The 19,987-nt window shown below is 68.5% G+C and carries 18 protein-coding genes and 1 tRNA gene; 5 read left to right on the top strand and 14 right to left on the bottom strand.

The features are described 5' to 3' along the window. Positions 1 to 107: 107 nt before the first annotated feature. Positions 108 to 3,047 carry an isoleucine--tRNA ligase gene (gene ileS / locus BRESU_RS11110; protein ID WP_013269650.1) on the top strand — a complete coding sequence of 980 codons (2,940 nt, stop codon included), beginning with the start codon at positions 108 to 110 and terminating at the stop codon, positions 3,045 to 3,047. A 169-nt stretch (positions 3,048 to 3,216) separates the two neighbouring features. On the opposite strand, the gene BRESU_RS11115 is transcribed toward ileS, so the two are convergent. Continuing rightward, on the bottom strand, positions 3,217 to 3,879 hold the full coding sequence (locus BRESU_RS11115; RefSeq protein WP_013269651.1) for a COQ9 family protein: 663 nt from the start codon (positions 3,877 to 3,879) through the stop codon (positions 3,217 to 3,219). A gap of 185 nt (positions 3,880 to 4,064) precedes the next feature. On the opposite strand from BRESU_RS11115, the gene rpsU reads away from it, so the two are divergent. Next, positions 4,065 to 4,304 carry a 30S ribosomal protein S21 gene (gene rpsU / locus BRESU_RS11120; protein WP_156796303.1) on the top strand — a complete coding sequence of 80 codons (240 nt, stop codon included), beginning with the start codon at positions 4,065 to 4,067 and terminating at the stop codon, positions 4,302 to 4,304. Between the two features lie 227 nt (positions 4,305 to 4,531). On the opposite strand, the gene BRESU_RS11125 is transcribed toward rpsU, so the two are convergent. The 7 genes from BRESU_RS11125 to BRESU_RS17560 all read right to left on the bottom strand — a co-directional run bounded on the left by BRESU_RS11125 (position 4,532) and on the right by BRESU_RS17560 (position 10,271). Continuing rightward, the gene (locus tag BRESU_RS11125) at positions 4,532 to 5,917 is read right to left on the bottom strand and encodes an ABC transporter permease (RefSeq protein ID WP_013269653.1); all 1,386 of its coding nucleotides are present in this window, start codon (positions 5,915 to 5,917) and stop codon (positions 4,532 to 4,534) included. Further along, complete coding sequence (locus tag BRESU_RS11130) at positions 5,914 to 6,879, bottom strand: ABC transporter ATP-binding protein (protein WP_013269654.1); 966 nt, start codon at positions 6,877 to 6,879, stop codon at positions 5,914 to 5,916. The genes BRESU_RS11125 and BRESU_RS11130 overlap by 4 nt, the downstream gene beginning before the upstream one ends. A gap of 77 nt (positions 6,880 to 6,956) precedes the next feature. Beyond that, a complete protein-coding gene (locus tag BRESU_RS11135) occupies positions 6,957 to 7,586 on the bottom strand; it encodes a M23 family metallopeptidase (RefSeq protein ID WP_013269655.1) in 630 nt (209 codons plus the stop codon). 158 nt (positions 7,587 to 7,744) lie between these two features. Further along, positions 7,745 to 8,209, bottom strand: coding sequence for a UPF0262 family protein (locus BRESU_RS11140; RefSeq protein WP_013269656.1), 465 nt, complete (start codon positions 8,207 to 8,209; stop codon positions 7,745 to 7,747). Next, positions 8,206 to 8,703, bottom strand: a complete 498-nt coding sequence (locus tag BRESU_RS11145) for a DUF2948 family protein (RefSeq protein ID WP_013269657.1) — start codon at positions 8,701 to 8,703, stop codon at positions 8,206 to 8,208. The genes BRESU_RS11140 and BRESU_RS11145 overlap by 4 nt, the downstream gene beginning before the upstream one ends. Next, a complete protein-coding gene (gene murA, locus BRESU_RS11150; protein WP_013269658.1) occupies positions 8,693 to 9,997 on the bottom strand; it encodes a UDP-N-acetylglucosamine 1-carboxyvinyltransferase in 1,305 nt (434 codons plus the stop codon). Before murA ends, BRESU_RS11145 begins: the two co-directional genes overlap by 11 nt. A gap of 103 nt (positions 9,998 to 10,100) precedes the next feature. Next, the gene (locus tag BRESU_RS17560) at positions 10,101 to 10,271 is read right to left on the bottom strand and encodes a hypothetical protein (protein WP_169308020.1); all 171 of its coding nucleotides are present in this window, start codon (positions 10,269 to 10,271) and stop codon (positions 10,101 to 10,103) included. A 95-nt stretch (positions 10,272 to 10,366) separates the two neighbouring features. Between BRESU_RS17560 and BRESU_RS11160 the strand changes: the two genes are divergently transcribed. After that, positions 10,367 to 10,441: transfer RNA gene (locus BRESU_RS11160), tRNA-Thr, on the top strand. Between the two features lie 57 nt (positions 10,442 to 10,498). Here BRESU_RS11160 and BRESU_RS11165 read toward each other — a convergent pair. From BRESU_RS11165 to BRESU_RS11175, 3 genes are all read right to left on the bottom strand, one after another. Then, a complete protein-coding gene (locus tag BRESU_RS11165) occupies positions 10,499 to 11,077 on the bottom strand; it encodes a hypothetical protein (RefSeq protein ID WP_013269660.1) in 579 nt (192 codons plus the stop codon). 56 nt (positions 11,078 to 11,133) lie between these two features. Continuing rightward, on the bottom strand, positions 11,134 to 11,625 hold the full coding sequence (msrB, locus tag BRESU_RS11170; protein WP_041761560.1) for a peptide-methionine (R)-S-oxide reductase MsrB: 492 nt from the start codon (positions 11,623 to 11,625) through the stop codon (positions 11,134 to 11,136). Positions 11,626 to 11,909: 284 nt separating this feature from the next. Then, positions 11,910 to 13,400: a hypothetical protein gene (locus BRESU_RS11175; protein ID WP_013269662.1), complete on the bottom strand. Its 1,491-nt coding sequence runs from the start codon at positions 13,398 to 13,400 to the stop codon at positions 11,910 to 11,912. A 160-nt stretch (positions 13,401 to 13,560) separates the two neighbouring features. On the opposite strand from BRESU_RS11175, the gene BRESU_RS11180 reads away from it, so the two are divergent. After that, positions 13,561 to 15,543 (top strand): acetyl-CoA carboxylase biotin carboxylase subunit, encoded by a 1,983-nt coding sequence (locus BRESU_RS11180; RefSeq protein WP_013269663.1) that lies wholly within the window; start codon positions 13,561 to 13,563, stop codon positions 15,541 to 15,543. Here BRESU_RS11180 and BRESU_RS11185 read toward each other — a convergent pair. Continuing rightward, on the bottom strand, positions 15,540 to 16,556 hold the full coding sequence (locus BRESU_RS11185) for a threonine aldolase family protein (RefSeq protein ID WP_013269664.1): 1,017 nt from the start codon (positions 16,554 to 16,556) through the stop codon (positions 15,540 to 15,542). The genes BRESU_RS11180 and BRESU_RS11185 overlap by 4 nt on opposite strands. 6 nt (positions 16,557 to 16,562) lie before the next feature. Further along, positions 16,563 to 17,549, bottom strand: a complete 987-nt coding sequence (locus BRESU_RS11190; RefSeq protein WP_156796153.1) for a mechanosensitive ion channel family protein — start codon at positions 17,547 to 17,549, stop codon at positions 16,563 to 16,565. A gap of 114 nt (positions 17,550 to 17,663) precedes the next feature. Between BRESU_RS11190 and BRESU_RS11195 the strand changes: the two genes are divergently transcribed. Continuing rightward, positions 17,664 to 18,284: a hypothetical protein gene (locus BRESU_RS11195; RefSeq protein WP_013269666.1), complete on the top strand. Its 621-nt coding sequence runs from the start codon at positions 17,664 to 17,666 to the stop codon at positions 18,282 to 18,284. On the opposite strand, the gene BRESU_RS11200 is transcribed toward BRESU_RS11195, so the two are convergent. Continuing rightward, a complete protein-coding gene (locus tag BRESU_RS11200) occupies positions 18,281 to 19,972 on the bottom strand; it encodes a cisplatin damage response ATP-dependent DNA ligase (RefSeq protein WP_013269667.1) in 1,692 nt (563 codons plus the stop codon). The genes BRESU_RS11195 and BRESU_RS11200 overlap by 4 nt on opposite strands. Between the last annotated feature and the right edge of the window lie 15 nt (positions 19,973 to 19,987).

Here is a 19,987-nt window from a genome sequence, read left to right on the forward strand (position 1 = left end):
GTCATTTCGGCACGGATTATCAGCCCGGCGGCTTAGTCAGGGTTCGCCCTTTCGCCGTCCGGGTTCCTTCGCCGACCACCCCCTTCGACTTCCCCGAGCGCAACATCATGTCCGACGCCCCCACCGATTCCACGCATCCCGAAGCCCCGACCGGCCGCGACTACCGCGAGACCGTCTTCCTGCCCGAGACGCCTTTCCCCATGCGCGGCGGCCTGCCCCAGAAGGAGCCGCTGATCCTGGAGCAGTGGGGCGACCTGTATTCGACCCTGCGCAGCGCCCGTCAGGCCGAGGGCGCGCCCCTGTACGTGCTCCACGACGGCCCGCCCTACGCCAACGGCGACATCCACATCGGCCATGCGTTGAACAAGACGCTCAAGGACTTCGTCGTCCGCAGCCGCTTCCTGCTGGGCTACGACGTCGACTTCGTGCCCGGCTGGGACTGCCACGGCCTGCCGATTGAGTGGAAGATCGAGGAACAGTACCGCGCCAAGGGCCGCCGCAAGGACGAAGTCTCCAAGGCCGAGTTCCGCGCCGCCTGCCGCGAATACGCCGCCGGCTGGATCGAGGTGCAGAAGGCCCAGTTCCTGCGCCTCGGCATCACCGGCGACTTCGCCAACCGCTACGCCACGATGGACTACGGCTCCGAGGCCGCCATCGTGAAGGAGTTCCACAAGTTCAAGAACTCGGGCCAACTGTACCGCGGCTCCAAGCCCGTCATGTGGTCGCCGGTCGAGCGCACCGCCTTGGCCGACGCCGAGATCGAATACCACGACCACGTCTCGCCCACGATCTGGGTCAAGTTCCCGGTCATCGCCGCGACCGATGACCATCCCGACGACCTGCTGGCCTTCCGCCGCCAGACGCCGTCGATCGTCATCTGGACCACCACGCCCTGGACCATCCCGGCCAACCGCGCGATCAGCTTCGGCCCGGAGATCGCCTATGGCCTGTACGAGGTCCAATCGATGGAACAGGGCCTTGAGTTCGAGCCCTGGGCCAAACAGGGCGACCGGCTGATCCTGGCCGACAAGCTGGCCGAGGAGGTCTTCAAGGCCGCGAAGATCGCGACCTGGACGCGGCTGGACGACATCAACCCGTCCGGCCTCGTCGCTGCCCACCCCCTGGCCGAGCTGGATGACGGCTACCGCTTCAACGTGCCCCTGCTGGACGGCGACCACGTCACCGACGACGCGGGCACCGGCTTCGTCCACACCGCGCCGGGCCACGGCGCGGACGACTACGACGTCTGGAAGGCCCACGGTCATCACGAGGTCCCCGACACCGTCGACCCCGACGGGGCCTACTACCCGGCCGTCCCCCTGTTCCCCGGCCTCAAGGTGCTGGAGACCGAAGGCAAGAAGACCGGCAAGTTCGGCTCGGCCAACCCCGCCGTGATCGAGAAGCTGATCGAGGCCGGGACCCTGCTGGCCCGCGGCCGCCTCGAACACTCCTATCCGCACAGCTGGCGCTCCAAGGCCCCGGTCATCTTCCGCAACACGCCCCAGTGGTTCATCCGCATGGACAAGGCGCTGGACCATGCCGACGGCGCGACCCTGCGCGAGACGGCCCTGACCGCCATCGACCAGACCGACTTCCACCCTGCTGCCGGCAAGAACCGCATCCGCTCGATGGTCGAGGGTCGCCCCGACTGGCTGATCAGCCGCCAGCGCGCCTGGGGCACGCCCCTGGCCATGTTCGTGGACAAACACACCGGCCATCCCCTGCATGACCCGGAGGTCGACGCCCGCATCGTCGCCGCGATCGAACAAGGCGGGGCCGACGCCTGGTACACCCGTGCCGACAGCGATTTCCTCGGCCTGCACGACCCGGCCAACTACGAGAAGATCGAGGACATCCTCGACGTCTGGTTCGACTCCGGCTGCACCCACGCCTTCACGCTCGAGACGCGCGACCCGGCCCACGGCTACACCGGCGACCGCCCCAGCCACTGGCCGGCCAACCTGTATCTCGAAGGTTCGGACCAGCATCGCGGCTGGTTCCAGTCCAACCTGCTCGAAGGCTCCGGCACCCGCGGCCGCGCCCCCTATGACGCCGTCCTGACCCACGGCTTCACCCAGGACGAGAACGGGGAGAAGATGTCCAAGTCGCGGGGCAACACGACCGACCCCGCCGTCGTGATCAAGGAATCCGGCGCCGACATCCTGCGCCTCTGGGTCGCCCTGGTGGACTATGCCGAGGACCAGAGGATCGGGAAGCAGATCCTCCAGACCACGGTCGACGCCTATCGCAAGCTGCGAAACACCGTCCGCTACCTGCTGGGGGCCCTGGCCGATTTCGACGAGGCCGAACGCGTCGACTATGCCGACATGCCGCCGCTGGAGCGGTTCATCCTGCACCGGCTGTGGGAGCTCGATCTCCAGGTGCGCGGGGCCTACGAGACCTACCGCTTCCAGGACGTCGTCCGCCCTGTGCTGGAGTTCTGCGCCGGCGACCTCTCGGCCCTGTATTTCGACATCCGCAAGGACAGCCTCTACTGCGACCGCCCCGACGCGATCCGTCGCCGCGCGGCCCGCACCGTGATGCACGAGGTCTTCCTGCGCCTGACCGCCTGGCTGGCCCCCCTGACCCCCTTCACGATGGAGGAAGCCTGGACGACGCGGTATCCCGAGGGCGGCACGAACTGCGCGCGGGTCATCCCGGAGACGCCGTCCGAATGGCGGAACCCGGACGAGGCGGCGCGGTGGGCGAAGGTCAACACCGTGCTCGACGTCGTCACGGTCGGTCTGGAGGAAAGCCGTCGGGCCAAGTTCATCGGCGGAGCGCTCGACGCCTGGCCGACCGTCACCCTGCCCGCGGAGGCATTCGCCGCTTTCGACGGTCTGGATCCGGCCGAGGTGTTCCGCACCAGCGGTGCCGAGATGATCGTCTCGGGCGATACGATTTCGGCGACGATCAAGCCCGCCGATCACGCAAAATGCGCCCGCTCCTGGCGCCGCGTGCCCGACGTCGGCTCCGACCCCGCCTACCCCGACCTCAGCGCCCGCGACGCGGATGCGGTGCGGTGGTGGGACGCGAGGCACGCCTGATCCTCACCCTCTCCCGGCGGGAGAGGGCTTGAGCGCCTGAGAGCGTAGCGATCAGACTTGCGCGAAAGGGTGAGGGGCTGGTGCCAAACGGTGAGGGCAACCCCTCACCCTTTCGGCTGCCGCATCGCTGCGCTCTGCGAGCCTCAAGCCCTCTCCCGCCGGGAGAGGGTTACGTCCTGCCGTACCGCATCCGGCTCAGGAACTCCGTCGCCCGCTTGACCGGCGTGTCGAAATCCTTGCCCGCCTTCCACTTCTCGAAGGCCATGACGTTCTCGATCCGGGCCCGCACGAAGGCCTCCGCCCGCTCGCGGCCCTCGAACCAGCGCATCGTCAGGGCCGGGATCAGGATGCCCGACAGGATCGTCCGCTTCGAATAATGATTCCAGTCCGTCGCCGTATCACCCGCCCAGCGCCACAGGTGGTCGGCGCTCTCCCACGCCAGGCTCAGACCCAGGTCGGCATTGGTCGGCAGGGCCAGGAAGCCGGCGCATTTCTTCGTCGCCTCCAGATCGGCCGCCCCCGCCTCCATCCGCGCCGAGACGGCGGCGAAGATCTTGTCGCGAATCTTCATCGTGCCCGGCTCACCCAGCGTCTCCAGCGCCCGCGCATCGTGCCGTCGCGACAGAAGGGCGGCCAGGTCACGCGCACCGTTGGGCAGCAGCAGGTCCTGGTCGCCCTGCGACAGGCCGGCCTCGGCGCAGGCCGCGCGGACCATGCGGGCGCTCCAGCCCAGCGTAGGGGCCAGGCGAATCGCGGCATCCAGCACGGCCTGTTCGGTGCGGTCGCCCCAGTCGCCGGCGGCTTCGTTGGAAAGGTGTGGCGCATCGGTCATGGCCCCACTGTACCTGCCCCGGGCCTGCCGCGCGACAGCGCGATCGGGCGCGCGACGATCTGGACAGACGGCAGGGCTTGGTGTATCCGCACGCCTTCGCTCGCCGGGCTGTCGCCCGCGGGAAATGATTTTATTTGTCTGCCCGCCTCTACAGGACGCGGCGGGCGGCCAAAGGAGAGTTCAACCTGGTACAGATTTTCGTTCGCGATAATAACGTCGATCAAGCACTGAAAGCCCTCAAGAAGAAGATGCAACGCGAAGGCAGCTTCCGGGAAATGAAGCGCCACGTGCACTACGAGAAGCCCTCGGAGAAGCGCGCCCGCCAGAAGGCCGAGGCCGTTCGTCGCGCCCGCAAGCTGGCCCGCAAGCGCATGCAGCGCGAAGGCCTCCTGCCCCCTCCCAAGCCCCGCGTCCCGCGCCCCTAAGGGATCGCGGAGACCCAAGATTTCAAAGGCCGCCCCGGGACACCGGGGCGGCCTTTTTGATTCGGGCCTCGTCCTCTCCCTCCCCGTTCGGGGACGGTGGTCGGAGCGCAGCGGAGACCGTGTGGGGGCGGCAAGGCAATGCGCCCCGGAGGCGACTCGATCGCCGGCCCGCCCCACCCGTCGCTGCGCGACGTCCCTCCCCCGAGGGGGAGGGAGAGTTCGGGGCTCTACCGCTCCCCGCCGCCGATGGCCGTGGCGAAGCTCTTCCAGCTCAGCTTCACGTCCGACAGGGCCCCAGCCCGGAACGCGCGTCCGGCCAGCCAGACCATCAGCAGCGCCACCGCGAACATCCCCGCCATGGTGCCGATGACTTCGATCAGCGGCGGTTCCGACGGGGCCCGGGCGCTCATCAGGAAGGGCGTGAAGAAGGGCACCCACGACAGGAACCGGATCGCCGGCGCATCCGGGTTCACCAGCGACATCTGCACGACCAGGATGGGGATCACGAGCACCATCATGATCGGCCCCATCAGGGTCTGGGCGTCGCGCGGTGTCTCGCAGAAGGCGCCGATGGCGGCGAACAGCACCGCGTACATCAGGTATCCGCCGACGATATAGGCCGCGAAATAGAACAGCAGCCCGTTCGTCATCAGCACCGATCCGACCTCGGCCGCCACGCCCGGGGCCGCCGAAACCAGGCCGAACGCCCCGATCCCGCCCCAGACCACCAGCACGGTCAGCGTCAGCATCGCCACGCCCAGCACCTTGCCGGTCAGGATCTCGGTCGCCGAGGCCGACGACAGCAGGACCTCCAGGATCTTGTTGGATTTCTCCTCCATCACGCTGTTCAGCAGGATCGAGGCCCCGGTGATGATCAGCGACCACAGGATGAAGCACATGGCCAGGCCGATGACGCCGGGCAGCCGGTCGCGCAGAGACACCTCCCCCGCCCCTGCCGACCGGGGCGAGAAGACGCCGATCTCGGGCCTGAAGTCATCGGTGCGGTCGACCACGGCGGCGTCGATGCCGGCCGCCTCCAGGACGGCCTTGCGGTTGGCGTCCTTCAGGGCATCTCTCACGAAGTCCTCGACAGTGTCATCGGACGCGCGCGCCGCCCAGACCCGGGCCCCCGGACCGTCCCCGGACCGGGTCAGGAAGACGACGGCGTCCAGACGATCGGCCTTGGGCGTCTCGTCCGTCAGATACCGTCGCACGACGGCGTCGCGCGCCGGACCGGGCGCGGCGGTCGCCAGATCGGCGGGCACGTCCACGAATCGCAGACGCGGCTGGGTGATCGTCGCCAGGGCGCCCCGGGCCGCCTCGGGAGGGGCCCCGGCCGACGCCGCCGCCTTCTCGGCCGCTTCCCGGGCCCGCGTGTTGCGGCGTTCCGTGTCGTCCGCCAGCGTCTTTCGGACCGCCTCGGCCAGACCGGATGCGGCGGGCCCTTCCTCGATCAGGGCCACGGCTCGCACCGTGTCCGCCCCGCGGATCAGGAGCGGCAGACCGCCCCCCAGCACCGCGAACAGCGGAAGCGCCAGCAGCGACAGCCAGAACCCGACCGTGCGGGCATAGGCCAGGTATTCCCGACGCGCGATCAGCAGCACACGGTTCATTTCGCGGTCTCCAGGCTGGCGGCAGGTCGGGCGACGCTCTGGTCCTGGTCGGGGTGGTCCCCCGTCAGGTCGATGAAGGCGTCATGCAGGGTCGGCTCCTTCAGCTCGAACCGCCTGACGTCCAGACCCGACACGAAGGCCGCCTTCAGGGCCTCCTGGCCGTTGGCGCCCGGGGCCAGCGCGGCCTTCAGCAGCCGCACGCCGCCCTGATCGGACTTTACCTCGACGCCGGTCACGCCGGGCAGGGCCGCGACGGCCCCCTCGGCGATCTCGCCTTCCAGCTCCAGGAACCGTCGCGAGGTCGCCCTCGCCTCCCCGACCGTGCCGTCGAACGCCTTACGCCCGCGCGCGACCAGCACGACCTGATCGCACAGCCGCTCCGCGTGCTGCATGACGTGGGTGGAGAACAGGACGGTCGCGCCGTTGGCGGCCAGATCGCGGATCACGGTTTCCAGTCCCTGCTGGTTGACCGGGTCCAGTCCGCTGAACGGCTCGTCCAGGATCACGAACTCCGGCCGGTGCACGACCGAGGCGATCAACTGGACCTTCTGCGCCATCCCCTTGGACAGCTCCTTCATCTTCTTGTTGCGCGACGCGCCCAGCCCCTGGGCCTCGAGCATGTCCCGGGCGCGCTTGCGGCCCTCGGAGTCCGGCAGCCCCTTCAGGGACCCGAAGAAGGCGATCGCGTCGACCGGGGTCATCTTCTTGTAGAGCCCGCGCTCCTCGGGCAGGAAACCGATCCGGTCGCGTACCTTGCGTCCGTCCGGCGCGCCGAGGATCGAGATGGACCCACTGGTCGCGCCCTGCAGGCCCAGGATCATGCGGATCGTCGAGGTCTTGCCCGCGCCGTTGGGGCCCAGAAACCCGCAGATCGCGCCCTTCTGGACCTGAAAGCTCAGGTCGCGAACCGCCTGGAACTCGCCATAGCGTTTGCTCACGCCATCCAGAACCAACACCGCCATCTACACCACCCCCCAGCCTGACACGCACTAGGGGTAGCAAAGGGCCGCGATGCCCGAAACTGTATTCGGCGTAACGATCAGGCCGCGGGGACCGGTGCCCCCGGCATGTCCACGGCCACCTCGAACACCTGCCCCATGACCCGCGACGGGTTCACCTGGGCCCCATCCCGGCGGACCTCGAAATGCAGGTGGGGACCGGTGGAATAGCCGGTCGATCCGACCAGGCCGATCCGCTCGCGCGGTCCGATCCGGTCGCCCGACGCCACATCGATGCGGCTGAGGTGGCCGTACAGGGTCGTCAGGCCGTTCGGGTGCCGCATCTCGATGAAGTTGCCATAGCCCGACGGATCGTGGCCGATGCGGATGACCTCGCCCTCCGCCGCGGCGAAGACCGTCGTGCCCGTGGGAGCCGCGATGTCGACGCCCTTGTGCATGCGCACGCCGGGCTCCCCGCCGAGCCGCCGCATCCCGAACCGGGAGTTGATGGCAAAGCCGGGCACCGGTTCGCCGAACGTCACGGCCCGCATAACCGGCCCCGCCGGTTCGGCCACGGCGAGGACCGGGACCGCTTCCGGCATCTCGAGCTCCCCGATCGACGGCGCAGCGGCGGGTGCCATGGCCATGGCCAGGACGGCGACGCCGATCAGGGCGGCGGTCTGGCCGGAGTGGGTCAGGAGGGATCGGACGGCGGGCGGCAGTCGGCGCATGAATGTTCGGCTCGGGCGGCGCTTTTCGGAAGCAATGGAGCAGCGACGGAGCAAGGCCCGCAGGGGCGACCGACGCTGGCGAGCCGCCGTTCTAAGACTCCATGGGGCCACTTTGGGGCGCGCGGCGTGGCAGGACGCCGCACCCCGGAACCGATCGCTCAGCCCCGGCGGTAGAGCGCGCAGACCAGGGTGAACAGACGTCGCGCGGTCTCGTGGTCGATCTCGATCTTGCCGTCCAGCCGCGCTTTCAGCAGTTCGGCCCCCTCGTTGTGGAGCCCCCGCCGGCCCATGTCCACGGCCTCGATCTGGCTCGCCGACGACCCGCGCAGCGCCTCGTAGTAGCTGTCGCAGATCATCAGATAGTCCTTCAGCACGCTCTTCAGCGGCGTCAGGGACAGGGCGTAGGTGCGGGCGAAATCGATGCCCGTGATGTCGAAGACCAGGCGGTTGTCCTGCAGGGACAGCTTCAGGCCATAGGGGCCGGCGTCGGCCCCCTCGGGCGTGAAGACGTTCTTCTCCACCAGGTCGAAGATCGCCACGCGCCGCTCGTGCTCGATCTCGGCGGTGGCCGACGGCAGGGTCGCCTCGTCCAGGTCGACGGAGGCCAGGCGCTGGTCTGTCATTCGCCGGTTCCATCCAGATGGGTGGGCGTGACCCTCGCTTGCCAGCGTTCCGACAGGTCGGCCACGACCGCGTCCAGGCATTCGACGTCGACCCGCAGGTCGCCACCGCCTGCGAACATCAGGATCACCTTGCCGCTGGGCGCTTCGCCCTCGATGAAGTGGATCGCCAGCAGCTCGAGCGGCGTATCGGGCAGGCGCGGAAGGCCCCGGCTCTTGACCGCCAGGACGTCACCGAACTGCATCGCGGCCCGCACCCAGGTGCCTCCGCATTCCCAGCAGAACCGGCTGAGCTCGATGGTCAGGCGTCGTGCGCCCTTTTCCCAGACGATATCGGCCGGGCGCAGGATCGAGTCCTGCAGCGCGGCCGAAATGATCGCGAGGTCCTCGTCGTCCTCGGCCAGCAGGCGCAGGGGCGCGTTGTTGCCACCGGCCGCCCGGATGGCCTCGCTCTCCTCGGCCGTCAGGGCCGCAGACGTCTGGGCCTCAGTGGTCATCGCCCGGTCCTTCGACAGGCGGACCCTTGACCCGCCGGATGTCCGCCCCGCACGCCCCGAGTTTTTCCTCGAGCCGCTCGAAGCCGCGATCCAGATGATAGACGCGTCCGATGGAGGTTTCACCCTCCGCGACCAGACCGGCGATCACGAGGCTGACGGAGGCCCGCAGATCGGTGGCCATGACCGGGGCCCCCTTCAGCTGGTCGACGCCGGTCACATGGGCCTCGCCCGCATGGACCGAGATGTCGGCGCCCAGTCGCATCAGTTCGGGCGCATGCATGAACCGGTTCTCGAAGATGTTCTCGTGGATGACGCTGACCCCTTCGGCCGTCGTCATCAGGGCCATGAACTGGGCCTGCAGGTCGGTCGCGAAGCCCGGATAGACCTCGGTGGCGACGTCGACGGCCTTCAGCCGCACGGCCGGATCGCGTTTGACGATGACCCCGTCGTCCGTCGGCGTGATCTCGACCCCGGCTTCCACCAGCCGGTCGGTCAGCGACTGGATCAGGTCCGCCCGCCCCTTGGTCAGGCGCACTTCGCCGCCGGCCATGGCCGCCGCGCAGACATAGGAGCCCATCTCGATCCGGTCCGGGATCACCGACCACGCGCCCCCGTTCAGCGAGGTCACGCCCTCGATCACCAGGGTGTCGGTGTCGATGCCCTCGATCCTGGCGCCCATCATGACCAGGCAACGCGCCAGGTCGCCGATCTCCGGTTCGCGCGCGGCCCGCTTCAGGACCGTCGTGCCGCGCGCCAGGGTCGCCGCCATCAGGGTGTGCTCGGTCGCGCCGACCGAGACGAACGGGAACTCGATCTCCGCGCCGCGCAGGCCCCCCGGCGCCATGGCCGAGACATAGCCCTCCTCCAGATGGATGGAGGCCCCCAGTCGCGTAAGGGCGTCGATGTGCAGATCGACCGGGCGTGCCCCGATGGTGCATCCGCCCGGCAGCGAAACCTTGGCATGCCCCGTGCGGGCCAGCAGCGGCCCCAGCACGTTGAAGCTCGCCCGCATCTGCCGCACGAGGTCGTAGGGCGCGAAGGTGGAGGTGATCTCGCGCGCGTCGAACAGCGTCTCCTGCCCGTCCGCTCCGTCGCGTTCGGTGACGGCGATGCCGAACTGCTGCAGCAACCGCCCCAGGAAGTTGGTGTCGGCCAGACGCGGCATATTGGTCAGCAGCAGGGGCTGGTCGGTCAGAATCGATGCGGCCATCAACTTGATGGCTGAGTTCTTGGCCCCGCTGACGGGGATCGAACCGTGGAGGGTGTGACCTCCGTGAACCGTGATGCTGTCCATGTCGTCCTTGAGACCGCGAGGATCTTGCGTCCCGGCGAGCCGGCTATCTAGCGCGGCGCGGCGCAGCGGCGAAAGGGCCGAGAGACGCTGTCGTGAAAAGTGTTCAGCTGTCACGCCGATCGGGGCGGACCGCCTTTCGCCTGCGCAGATTGTCCCGCAGGGCCTTGGCCAGCCGATGGGCCCGTTCGCTCTTGGCGATCTGCTCGGGCGTCCGGGCGGTTTCGGAGGGTGCTGCCTCGGCGGCGGCCGGTGTCGTCTCGGGCGGCTTGGTCATCGCATCAGTCAGCACCGGGAAAACTTGCCCGGCAAGCAGAAAGAGGGCTTCCCCCCCGACCATCCAGTGGCTATACGGCCGCTTCTTCAGATTTCGCCGCCGTAGCTCAGTGGTAGAGCGCATCCTTGGTAAGGCTGAGGTCGTGGGTTCGATTCCCCCCGGCGGCACCATCTGACGACAAAGGCCCGGTCGAGAGACCGGGCCTTTTTTCTGTTCTGCCGTGTGGCCTAGGGCCGCTTGTCCGGGTCGCGCTCGCGTCGGTCGATGTCGCTGCCCGCGACCCTGACCCGTTCGGAGAAGAACGGATCGTGGGCCAGCGGCCGATGGCCGTAAAAGTCCGTCGGACGGTACCCCCGGTAGCCCAGGCCGTCGTATCCGTAGCCCTGATAGCCGTAGCCATAGTCGCCATACCCGCCGTAGCCATAGCCGTTGCGGCTCTGCGAGAAGCTGAGGTCGAGCCGCCCGTTCTCACCGATGGGCAGCGAGACCCCGACGGCCACGGCACTGAAGTCGCCGGTTCCCACCGCGCCGCTGGCAAAGCCGTGCATCTTGCGATCGTCGACCGGCCCGCGATCCGACTCGAACGGGGCGTTCGCCGCCGTCCTGGCGCCCACCCAGCGATCGATCTGCTCGGCGGTGGTCAGGGACTGGGGCATCGGGGTGATCATCGACGCATCGGGACGGGCGTCCGTCGTCGGGGCGACCGCCCCCACCACGACCGAATCAGCGCCGCGCGGAGCCGTGGACACCACGCCGTCGGGATCCGATCCGGCCAGAAGACTCGCGAGAAGGACAAGGGTCAGCATGGCATCACTCCGCTACAGCCGTCATCCTAGCTCGGATTGAGGCGGAAGGGTGAACATCAGGCAATGCCGTCCCCGCGGCCCAGCGGATCCGGCAGCGGGCGACCCTCCTCGACGAACTGCAGGGCGACCGAGTTGATGCAGTAGCGCAGGCCCGTCGGCGGCGGGCCGTCCGGGAAGACATGGCCCTGGTGACTGCCGCAGCGCGCACAGGTCGTCTCGGTCCGCGTCATTCCATAGGACCGGTCGACGATCGCGGTCACGTGCGCCTCGTCCACCGGTTCGGTGAAGCTGGGCCAGCCGGTCCCGCTCTCGAACTTGGTGGTGGCCTTGAACAGCGGCAGGCCACACTCGCGGCAGCAGAACACGCCGGGTCGCTTCTCGCCCAGCAGCACGCCGCAGAACGGGGCCTCGGTCCCGTGGCTCAGCAGCACCCGCTTCTCTTCGGCGTTCAGGTCGGCCTCCAGCGCGACACGCTGGCTTTCGCTCGGCGGCGTCAGGTCGAAGCCTGCGGCGGAGCGGACGGGATGGGCGTTTTGGATGTCGGTCATGGAACGGAAATAGGAAGGCCGGAACCGGGTTCCAACCCCGTCCCCTTCCCGCATCCGCGGCCTTTGAGTTCGTTGGACTCAGGGTGTGCAACGAAGTGCAAATTAGGGTCTTGAAAATCAGTCACTTGCACGTGTTGGACTCGGTTTTTCCGAGTCCAACACGCGAAGATCGGAAGTGGCCTTCAGGCGTCAAAAACGCCGTCCACATCACTGGTTTTAAACAGCTATCTGTCTCAACCGGCGCAGAATCACCCTCCCCCGCCAAGGGGAGGGTGATGATGGCCTCAGCTGCCGAACAGCGTGGCGACCCAGGCCCGCACGGCCGTCTCGTCGGCCGGATTGCCGGCGTAGGCCAGGCCCTGGGCCGGGATGAACGGCTGGTTGTTCGGGCGCTCGCGGCTGGTCCACGCCTTGTGGCCGTAGCTCAGGTCCGAATAGTTCGAAGGCAGGCGGGCGACGGTCGGCTCGATGAAGATCGAATCGGTCGCCGTGGTGGAGCCCGCGATCCGGACGTTCGGCAGCTTGGACAGCAGGTCCAGCGTGTCCAGGCAGCCGCCCGAGCAGCCCGCGTCGACCAGCACGACCACAGGGCCCTGCACCGGATTGGCGGCACCGGTATCGGCCACGGCCGGCCGGCCCGGCAGGGTGAAGGTCTGCTGACCCGCGGCGATCGCCGTATCGAAAGCGGCGACGATCTCGCGGGTCTGTTCGATGACCGGGGTCGATTCCTGCACGAAGCGGGGATCGGCCTCCATCCGGCCCAGGGTGGCGGCGTACCAGTCGCGGTTCCCGGGGGTCGCGCGATAGGTGATCGCCCCGGCGGCCGGCTGGCGGCTGACGGTGAACTCCGGCGTCCAGATCCGGTTGGCGAGGCCATAGCCACGCGCCGTCGAGGTATAGGCCGAGGCACCCGAGGCGGCGCGCAGGTCCAGCACGAAGCCCTGCGGTCCGCGCAGCGCGGCCGCCTGCCCCTCGATCTGGGCGTTGAACGCATCCCAGCCCGCGCTGTCCGCGAACGAGTGGACGTTGACCCACGGACGGCCGTTCACGGTCTCGACGCTCAGCGGCGTGGCCGTCGGCATATAGACGGTGGCGCGGTAGGCGGCTTCCAGATCACCGGCCGCGAGCGGCACCGGCCGCAGGTCGGTCGCGCGGGGGCGACCCCGCTCACCGCGCTTGAACTCACAGGTCGACGGCACGCCGGCGGCGAAGGGGTTGTTCCGGTTCCAGAGCAGGTAGGGGGCCGAGGTCACCCGGCCCGCTTCGGTGTCGAGATTGCCTTCCCACCGGTCCAGCTTGCCGCGCGCATATTCCTCGATCGGCGTCAGATTGCAGGAAACGACGATGTCGCCCACGCGCGGCGCGTTGCGAACGCCGGGCTTCACATAGGTGACTTCGTAGTGCCCGTTCCGCCACCCGGTGGCGACGCCCGGCCAGCTGGTCCCGAAGAAGGGCCCGAAGCCTTCGTACGACGGAGTGATGGAGATGTTCGAATCACGGAACCCGCCGGCGTAGTAGCGCATCAGATAGGCGTGGCTGTCGCCGGAGTTGACCTGGCCCAGCCGCCCGTTGGCATCGGCCAGACCGGCGTCGATCCAGGCCCGGAAGGTGTCGCCCGCAGCACCCGGAATCACGGCCGCCGGATGATTGTTGCGCAGGGCGTCGTGCGCCGCCTGCAGGTCGGCCTGGGCCAGACCCCGGAAGTCCTGCGCGGACACCGCACTCGCGCTCAAGGCTACAGTGGCCGCTGCAACAGCGGTCAGGAAACGGATCATCGGCGAACTCCAGGCCAGAAATCTATGGTTCGGCGGAGAGTTAAAGCCGATCCCATGCGACCTTGCCAACCCACTACGGCGAACGCGTGACGGTTCGCCCGATGCGGGAACCCGCCCGTCTGACGTTTACACCGCCCCGGCGGCATCCTACCAACCGCGCATGTTCTCCAAGATCCTGATCGCGAACCGGGGCGAGATCGCCGTCCGGATCATCAAGACGGCCCGCCGCATGGGCATCCGGACCGTCGTGGTCCATTCCGACGCCGACGCCGGCTCCATGGCCGTCGAGATGGCCGACGAGGCCATTCACATCGGCCCCTCGCCCGCGGCCGAATCCTATCTGGTCCAGGACAAGATCGTCGAGGCGGTCAGGCGGAGCGGCGCCGAGGCCGTCCACCCGGGCTTCGGCTTCCTGTCGGAAAACCCCGTCTTCGCCCGGCGGCTGGAGGCCGAGGGCATCGCCTTCATCGGCCCCAACCCCCACGCCATCGAGGCCATGGGCGACAAGATCACCTCCAAGAAGTTCGCCGCCCAGGCCGGTGTCTCGACCGTCCCCGGCTACATGGGGCTGATCGAATCCGACGACCACGCGCTCCAGATCGCCAACGAGATCGGCTATCCGGTCATGATCAAGGCCTCGGCCGGCGGCGGCGGCAAGGGCATCCGCGTGGCCCACTCCGACGCCGACATGGCCGAGGGCTTCTCCGCCGTGAAGGCCGAGGCCCTGACCGCCTTCGGCGACGACCGCGTCTTCCTCGAGAAGTTCATCATCGACCCGCGCCACATCGAGATCCAGGTGCTGGGCGACAAGCACGGCAACATCGTCTCCCTGTTCGACCGCGAATGCTCGATCCAGCGCCGCAACCAGAAGGTCATCGAGGAAGCCCCCTCCCCGCTGCTGGACGACGCCACCCGCAAGGCCATGTCCGAACAGGCCGTCGCCCTCGCCCGCGCCGTCAACTACGACTCGGCGGGCACGGTGGAGTTCGTCGCCGGTCAGGACCGCAGCTTCTTCTTCCTGGAGATGAACACCCGGCTCCAGGTCGAGCACCCCGTCACCGAACTGATCACCGGCGTCGACCTGGTCGAGCAGATGATCCGCTCCGCCGCCGGCGAGCGGATGGCCTTCGGTCAGGACGATCTGAAGATCGACGGCTGGGCCATCGAGAGCCGCATCTATGCCGAGGACCCCTATCGCGGCTTCCTGCCCTCGATCGGCCGACTGGTCCGCTACGACCAGCCCGAGGAAGGCGAACAGGACGGCTACACGGTCCGGAATGATTCCGGCGTCCGCGAGGGCGACGAGATCTCGATGTTCTACGATCCCATGATCGCCAAGCTGAACACCTGGGCCCCCACCCGCATCGCCGCCATCGAGGGCATGAAGCGGGCGCTGGAGGACACCCACCTGCAGGGCGTCGGCCACAATGTCCCCTTCCTCGCGGCCGTCATGGACCAGGAGCGGTTCCGCTCCGGTGCCCTGTCGACCAGCTATATCAAGGACGCGTTCCCCGACGGCTTCAAGGGCGCGGCCCCCGACCGTCGCCGCACCGACATCCTGATCGCCACGGCCGCCGCGATGAACGAGATCCTGACCGAGCAGTCCGGCGATCCGTCCGACCGCACCGACTGGATCGTCCTGATCGACCGCGACGCCCACGGCGTCTCCCTCGGCTACGACGACGAGGAGGCTCTGACTCTGGACCTCGCCGGCGAGGATCGCGCCCTGCAGCTGTCGGACATCGACTGGCGACCGGGCCTGGCCCAGTTCCGCGGCGTCCTGGACCACGAACCCTTCACGGCCGAGGTCGCCCGCATCGCCGACGGCTTCACCATCCGCACCGGGGCCACGACAGCCCGGGTCCGCGTCCTGACGCCGCGCATGGCCGAGCTGTTCGCCCGCCTGCCTGAAAAGCAGGCCGCAGACACCTCGAAGCTGATCCAGTCCCCGATGCCCGGTCTCGTTGTGTCGATCGCGGTCGAGGTCGGCCAGGAGGTCAAGGCCGGCGAAACCGTCGCCGTCATCGAGGCCATGAAGATGCAGAACATCCTCAAGGCGGACCGTGATGGGGTCGTGAAGGCGGTGGGTGCCAAGGCCGGCGACCCGGTGGCCGCTGACGACGTGCTGGTCGAGTTCGCCTAGCCGAGGCCGGCGATCGTCTCGAGCACCTCGTCCACGGCCGCTTCGGTCGTGGCCCAGGAACAGACGAACCGCACCGAGCCGTCATCGAACCGGTAGCAGGCCCAGCCTGCTGCATTGATAGCGGCGTGAGCCTCGGGCGGCATGCGCACGAAGACCGCATTGGCCTCGACAGGATGGGCGAGGATGAACGGGGACCGCGTGGCGATCCCGGCCGCCAGCCGCTGCGCCATCAGATTGGCATGGGCGGCCCCGTCCTCCCAGGCGTTGGACTCCAGCATCCCGAGGAAGGGTGCCGCCAGGAAACGGCCCTTGGAAGCGGTCTGCCCGGCCTGCTTCAGCCGGTTGTCGACCCGGCGCGCCAGGGATCTGTCGAACATGACGATCGCCTCGGTGCACAGGCCACCGGCCTTGGCCCCGCCGAATACCAGCACATCGACGCCCAGACGCGCGATCTGGGTCAGATCGAAACCGGCCGCCGCCGCGTTCGCCAGCCGCGCCCCGTCCAGATGCACGCCGTAACCGCGCTCCTTCACCGGCTCGATCAGATGCCGCAGCTCTTCTTCTGTATAGACGGTGCCGTATTCGGTGGACTGGGTCAGGCTGAGCGCGGCGGGCGGCTGGCGATGCCCGACCTCGGGCTCGTCCAGGGCCGCTTCCAGCGCGCGACTGTCGATCTTGCCCGACAGGCCCGGAAGGCCGATCAGGCCGACACCCTGTCCGAAAAAGCCCGGAGCCCCCGTCTCGTCGGTGCAGACGTGGGCGGCGTGATGGGCCAGCACCGCCTCGTGCGGATAGGCCAGCATCGACAGGGCGATGGCGTTGGCGGCCGTGCCTGAGAACACGAACCGGATTTCCGCATCCGCATCCAGCCGACGCCGGATCTGGTCGGCGGCCCGCGTGGTGATGTCGTCGGCCCCATAGGCGCGCGCATAGTCGGCGTTGGCCTCGATCAGGCCACGCAGGGCGGCCGGGGCCATCCCGGCGGTGTTGTCGGAACCAAAATCGTAGCGCATCGCCGCTCAGGCCTCGTTCTGGTCGCTGTCGCGGCCGGGATCGAACCCGGCGCTGAGGGGATTCGATCGGGCGCGCAAACCGCGCTGGCCCTCGGCCGCCAGCGGCATCGGGTCGTCGTCGCCATAGGGGACCGCGACCTGGTGCGGGAACGGGATCTCGATGCCCGCGGCGTCCAGCGCCTCCTTGGCCGCCTGGAACACGTCGGCGCGGGTCTGCCAGTAGTCTTCCGATTTGGTCCAGGCCGTCAGGGTCATCTCGACCGAGCTGTCCAGCAGGTTGGTGACCCCGGCCCACGGCGCGGGATCGGGCAGCACCTTGTCCTGTGCGGCGGCGGCCGACGTCAGGGCGTCCTTGGCCGCGTTCAGGTTGTCGCCGTAGCCGACGCCGATCTTCAGCTCCATGCGCCGGTTCTTCTGGCCGGACAGGTTCAGGATGATGTCGCCGAACACCTTTCCGTTCGGGGCCATGATCTTCACATTGTTGGCGTCGGACAGCTGGGTGAAGAACAGATCCAGCCGCTGAACCTTGCCGACATTGCCGCCGATATTGACCAGATCACCCACCCGGTAGGGGCGCAGGATCAGCAGCATCACACCCGCGGCCACATTCGACAGCGTGCCCTGCAGGGCCAGGCCGACGGCCAGCGAGGCGGCACCCAGTACCGCGATGATCGAGGTGGTCTGGACGCCCAGACGCTGCAGCACCGCGATGAAGCCGATCAGGAAGACCACGACCCGCACCACCTGAACGGCGAAGCTGAGAACGGTCGGATCGTGACGGAAGCCGCGCACACGGCCCAGAGCCTTGCGGGTCGCCGACGCAGCCCACCGCGCCGCGAAGATGGTGGCCGCCAGAATGGCGAGGGCGATGGCCAGATTGACGGCAAAGTCGCCGACGATCTGGGTCAGCTTGGCCATCATGGCCACATCCAGCGTCGTCGCCCGCTGTCCTGCGGAGATCAGGCTGTTCAAGGGGTTCTCGGTCGAAAGCATGTGGCGGTCTAACGCCTTGCCGACGGATTGGAACCCGTCGCGGACGAAAATCCGCCTCTCGACGGCGATGGCGCGCGGCCTCAAGCTGCACGCGCGCTGCGGAGTCCCTGTCCCTTGAAGAAGTCTTCCCTGACCGTCGGCGTCGACGTGCCCTGGGTCACCAGCTGGACCGGGGAGATCCTTCAGGGCGTGCGCCCCTGCGCCTCGGTCGGCGGTCGCCTGGCGCTGACCCAGGCAGAGCACGCCGGCTACGGGCGGCCCGAGTATTCGAAAAACCACCTGCTGCGCCAGCGCCTGACGGTGACGAAGATGCTGTGTCCCATGTGCGGGGAAGCGACCGCCCCCGATGACCGGGTGACCCAGGTCGCCCGCCGTATCCCGGCCGGTCGACTGCGCGCCTCGGGTCGGGGGGCCGGTCTTTCGCCGCACATCGGCGACGAACAGGTGCTGATCGATGCCGGGGCCATCGCCCCCCTGCACCGCCGCTGTTCCGACCTGTCGCTGCAGCACTGCCCGCACCTGCGCGCCGAACCCGACATCGATGTCCGGCCCTTCCCCGCCCGATGGACCATCCTGCCTCTGCTGATCGAGGCGATCGCGCCGAGGCCTGCAGGGCACGCCCTGATCCCCGGCATGGGTGCGCAGACTTCGGTGCCCGTGGTCACCTTCCTGCAGCTTTGCGGGGTGTCCGAAGAGGTCGACCGCGCTTGGCGCACGCGCCGTAAAGCGGCCTAGCCGGCTTTCGCCAGACGCCCGCCCCCGCCCTCGATGGCGTCCAGCAGGTCCATGACCTCGGCGATGGTCGCGGCTTCCCGGGCCGGCTTGTCCCAGCGGATCCGGCCGATGCGGGGAAACCGCATGGCGACACCCGACTTGTGCCGCGGCGACCGGTTCAATCCCTCAAAGGCGATCTCGAGGACCAGGCCGAAATCCCGCTCTGCCCGCACAGACCGCACCGGACCGAACCGATCGATCGTGTGGTCGCGCACGAACTTGTCGAGCTGCTTCAGCTCCTCGTCGGTGAAGCCGAAATAGGCCTTGCCGACCGGCGTCAGCACGCCCTCCGGCGTCCAGACGCCAAAGGTGAAGTCGGAATAGAAGCTGGAGCGCTTGCCGTGCCCGCGCTGCGCATACATCAGCACGCAGTCGATGGCATGCGGATCGCGTTTCCATTTGAACCACGGCCCCTTGGGCCGCCCGGCAACGTAGGCGCTATCCCAGCGCTTCAGCATCAACCCCTCTGCCGCTGCCCCTACTGGTGGATCGGCGCGCAGGACCGCCAGGGCGTTCCAGCTGTCGTAGGCGACGACCGGCGACAGGTGCAGTCGGTCGCCGGTGTGGCCGGCCACCATGGCCTCCAGTCGCTCGCGTCTCTCTCGCAGCGGGCGCGCCCGAATGTCCTCGCCGTCCACCGCGAGGGCGTCATAGGCCACGATCGCCGCCGGATAGGCCGCCATCGTCTTGGTGTCGATCGTCTTGCGATTCAGCCGCTGCTGCAGATCTCCGAATGGTGCGACCTGGCCCTCGCGCCAGACCAGCAGTTCCCCGTCGATGGCCCCTTCGAACGCGAGCGCGTTCATGACATCCGGAAAACTGCCCGAAATCTCGTCGCCCGTGCGCGAGTACAGCCGCTTGACCCCGGCCTCGATCACGGCCTGGACGCGGATGCCGTCCCACTTCCACTCGGCGGCGTAGTCGGCAGGGGCCAGTTTGGCGAAATCGACCGCCTCGTCGATGGCGACGGCCAGCATGACCGGGCGGAACCGCCCCGGGGCGTCCGGGCTCGGTCGCTCGGCCCGGCCCTCCAGCCAGGCGAACAGGTCCGCATAGGGCGGTTCGAGCCCGTGCCAGACCTCCTCGATCTCGGACACGTCGACGGGGTCGAGCGCGATCGTCGCCTCGCCCCCGGCCGGATCGGGGGCTTCGGACGCCGTCTCGGGCCGCACCATCGCCGTCGCGGTCTTGGCCAGCCGGGCGGACAGGCCGACCCGCAATGCGCCGGTCACCAGCTTCAGCAACGCCCACCGCCCCTTGGGAGCCAGAGCATCCAGCCACCCCTCGATCAGCCCCTGGACCTCGCCTCGCTTGGCGGTGGACAGGGCATCGACGATCTCGCCCAGCTCGGGCTCGCGGTTGGGGCGGTGGTCGGGATTGCCGGGCCAGATCAGGGCGACCGTCTCGGCCAGGTCGCCGACATAGTCGTAGGACCAGCGGAACAGCACCGGGTCGACCCGCGCCTCGACCGCCCGGCGGATCATCGCCGGCTTGGCGGAATCGAAACTGAGTTCCCCGGTCAGGGCGGCCAGGGCCCAGCCGCGGTCGGGATCGGGCGTCACGCGCAGATAGTCGCGCAGGAGCACCAACTTGGCGTTCCGGGAGCCTGTCAGCGACAGACGATCCAGCAGTTCGGCGAAGGCGCGCATGAAGCCTCATCTAGG

The sequence above is a fragment of the Brevundimonas subvibrioides ATCC 15264 genome, assembly GCF_000144605.1.
In the GTDB taxonomy this organism is placed as follows: domain Bacteria; phylum Pseudomonadota; class Alphaproteobacteria; order Caulobacterales; family Caulobacteraceae; genus Brevundimonas; species Brevundimonas subvibrioides.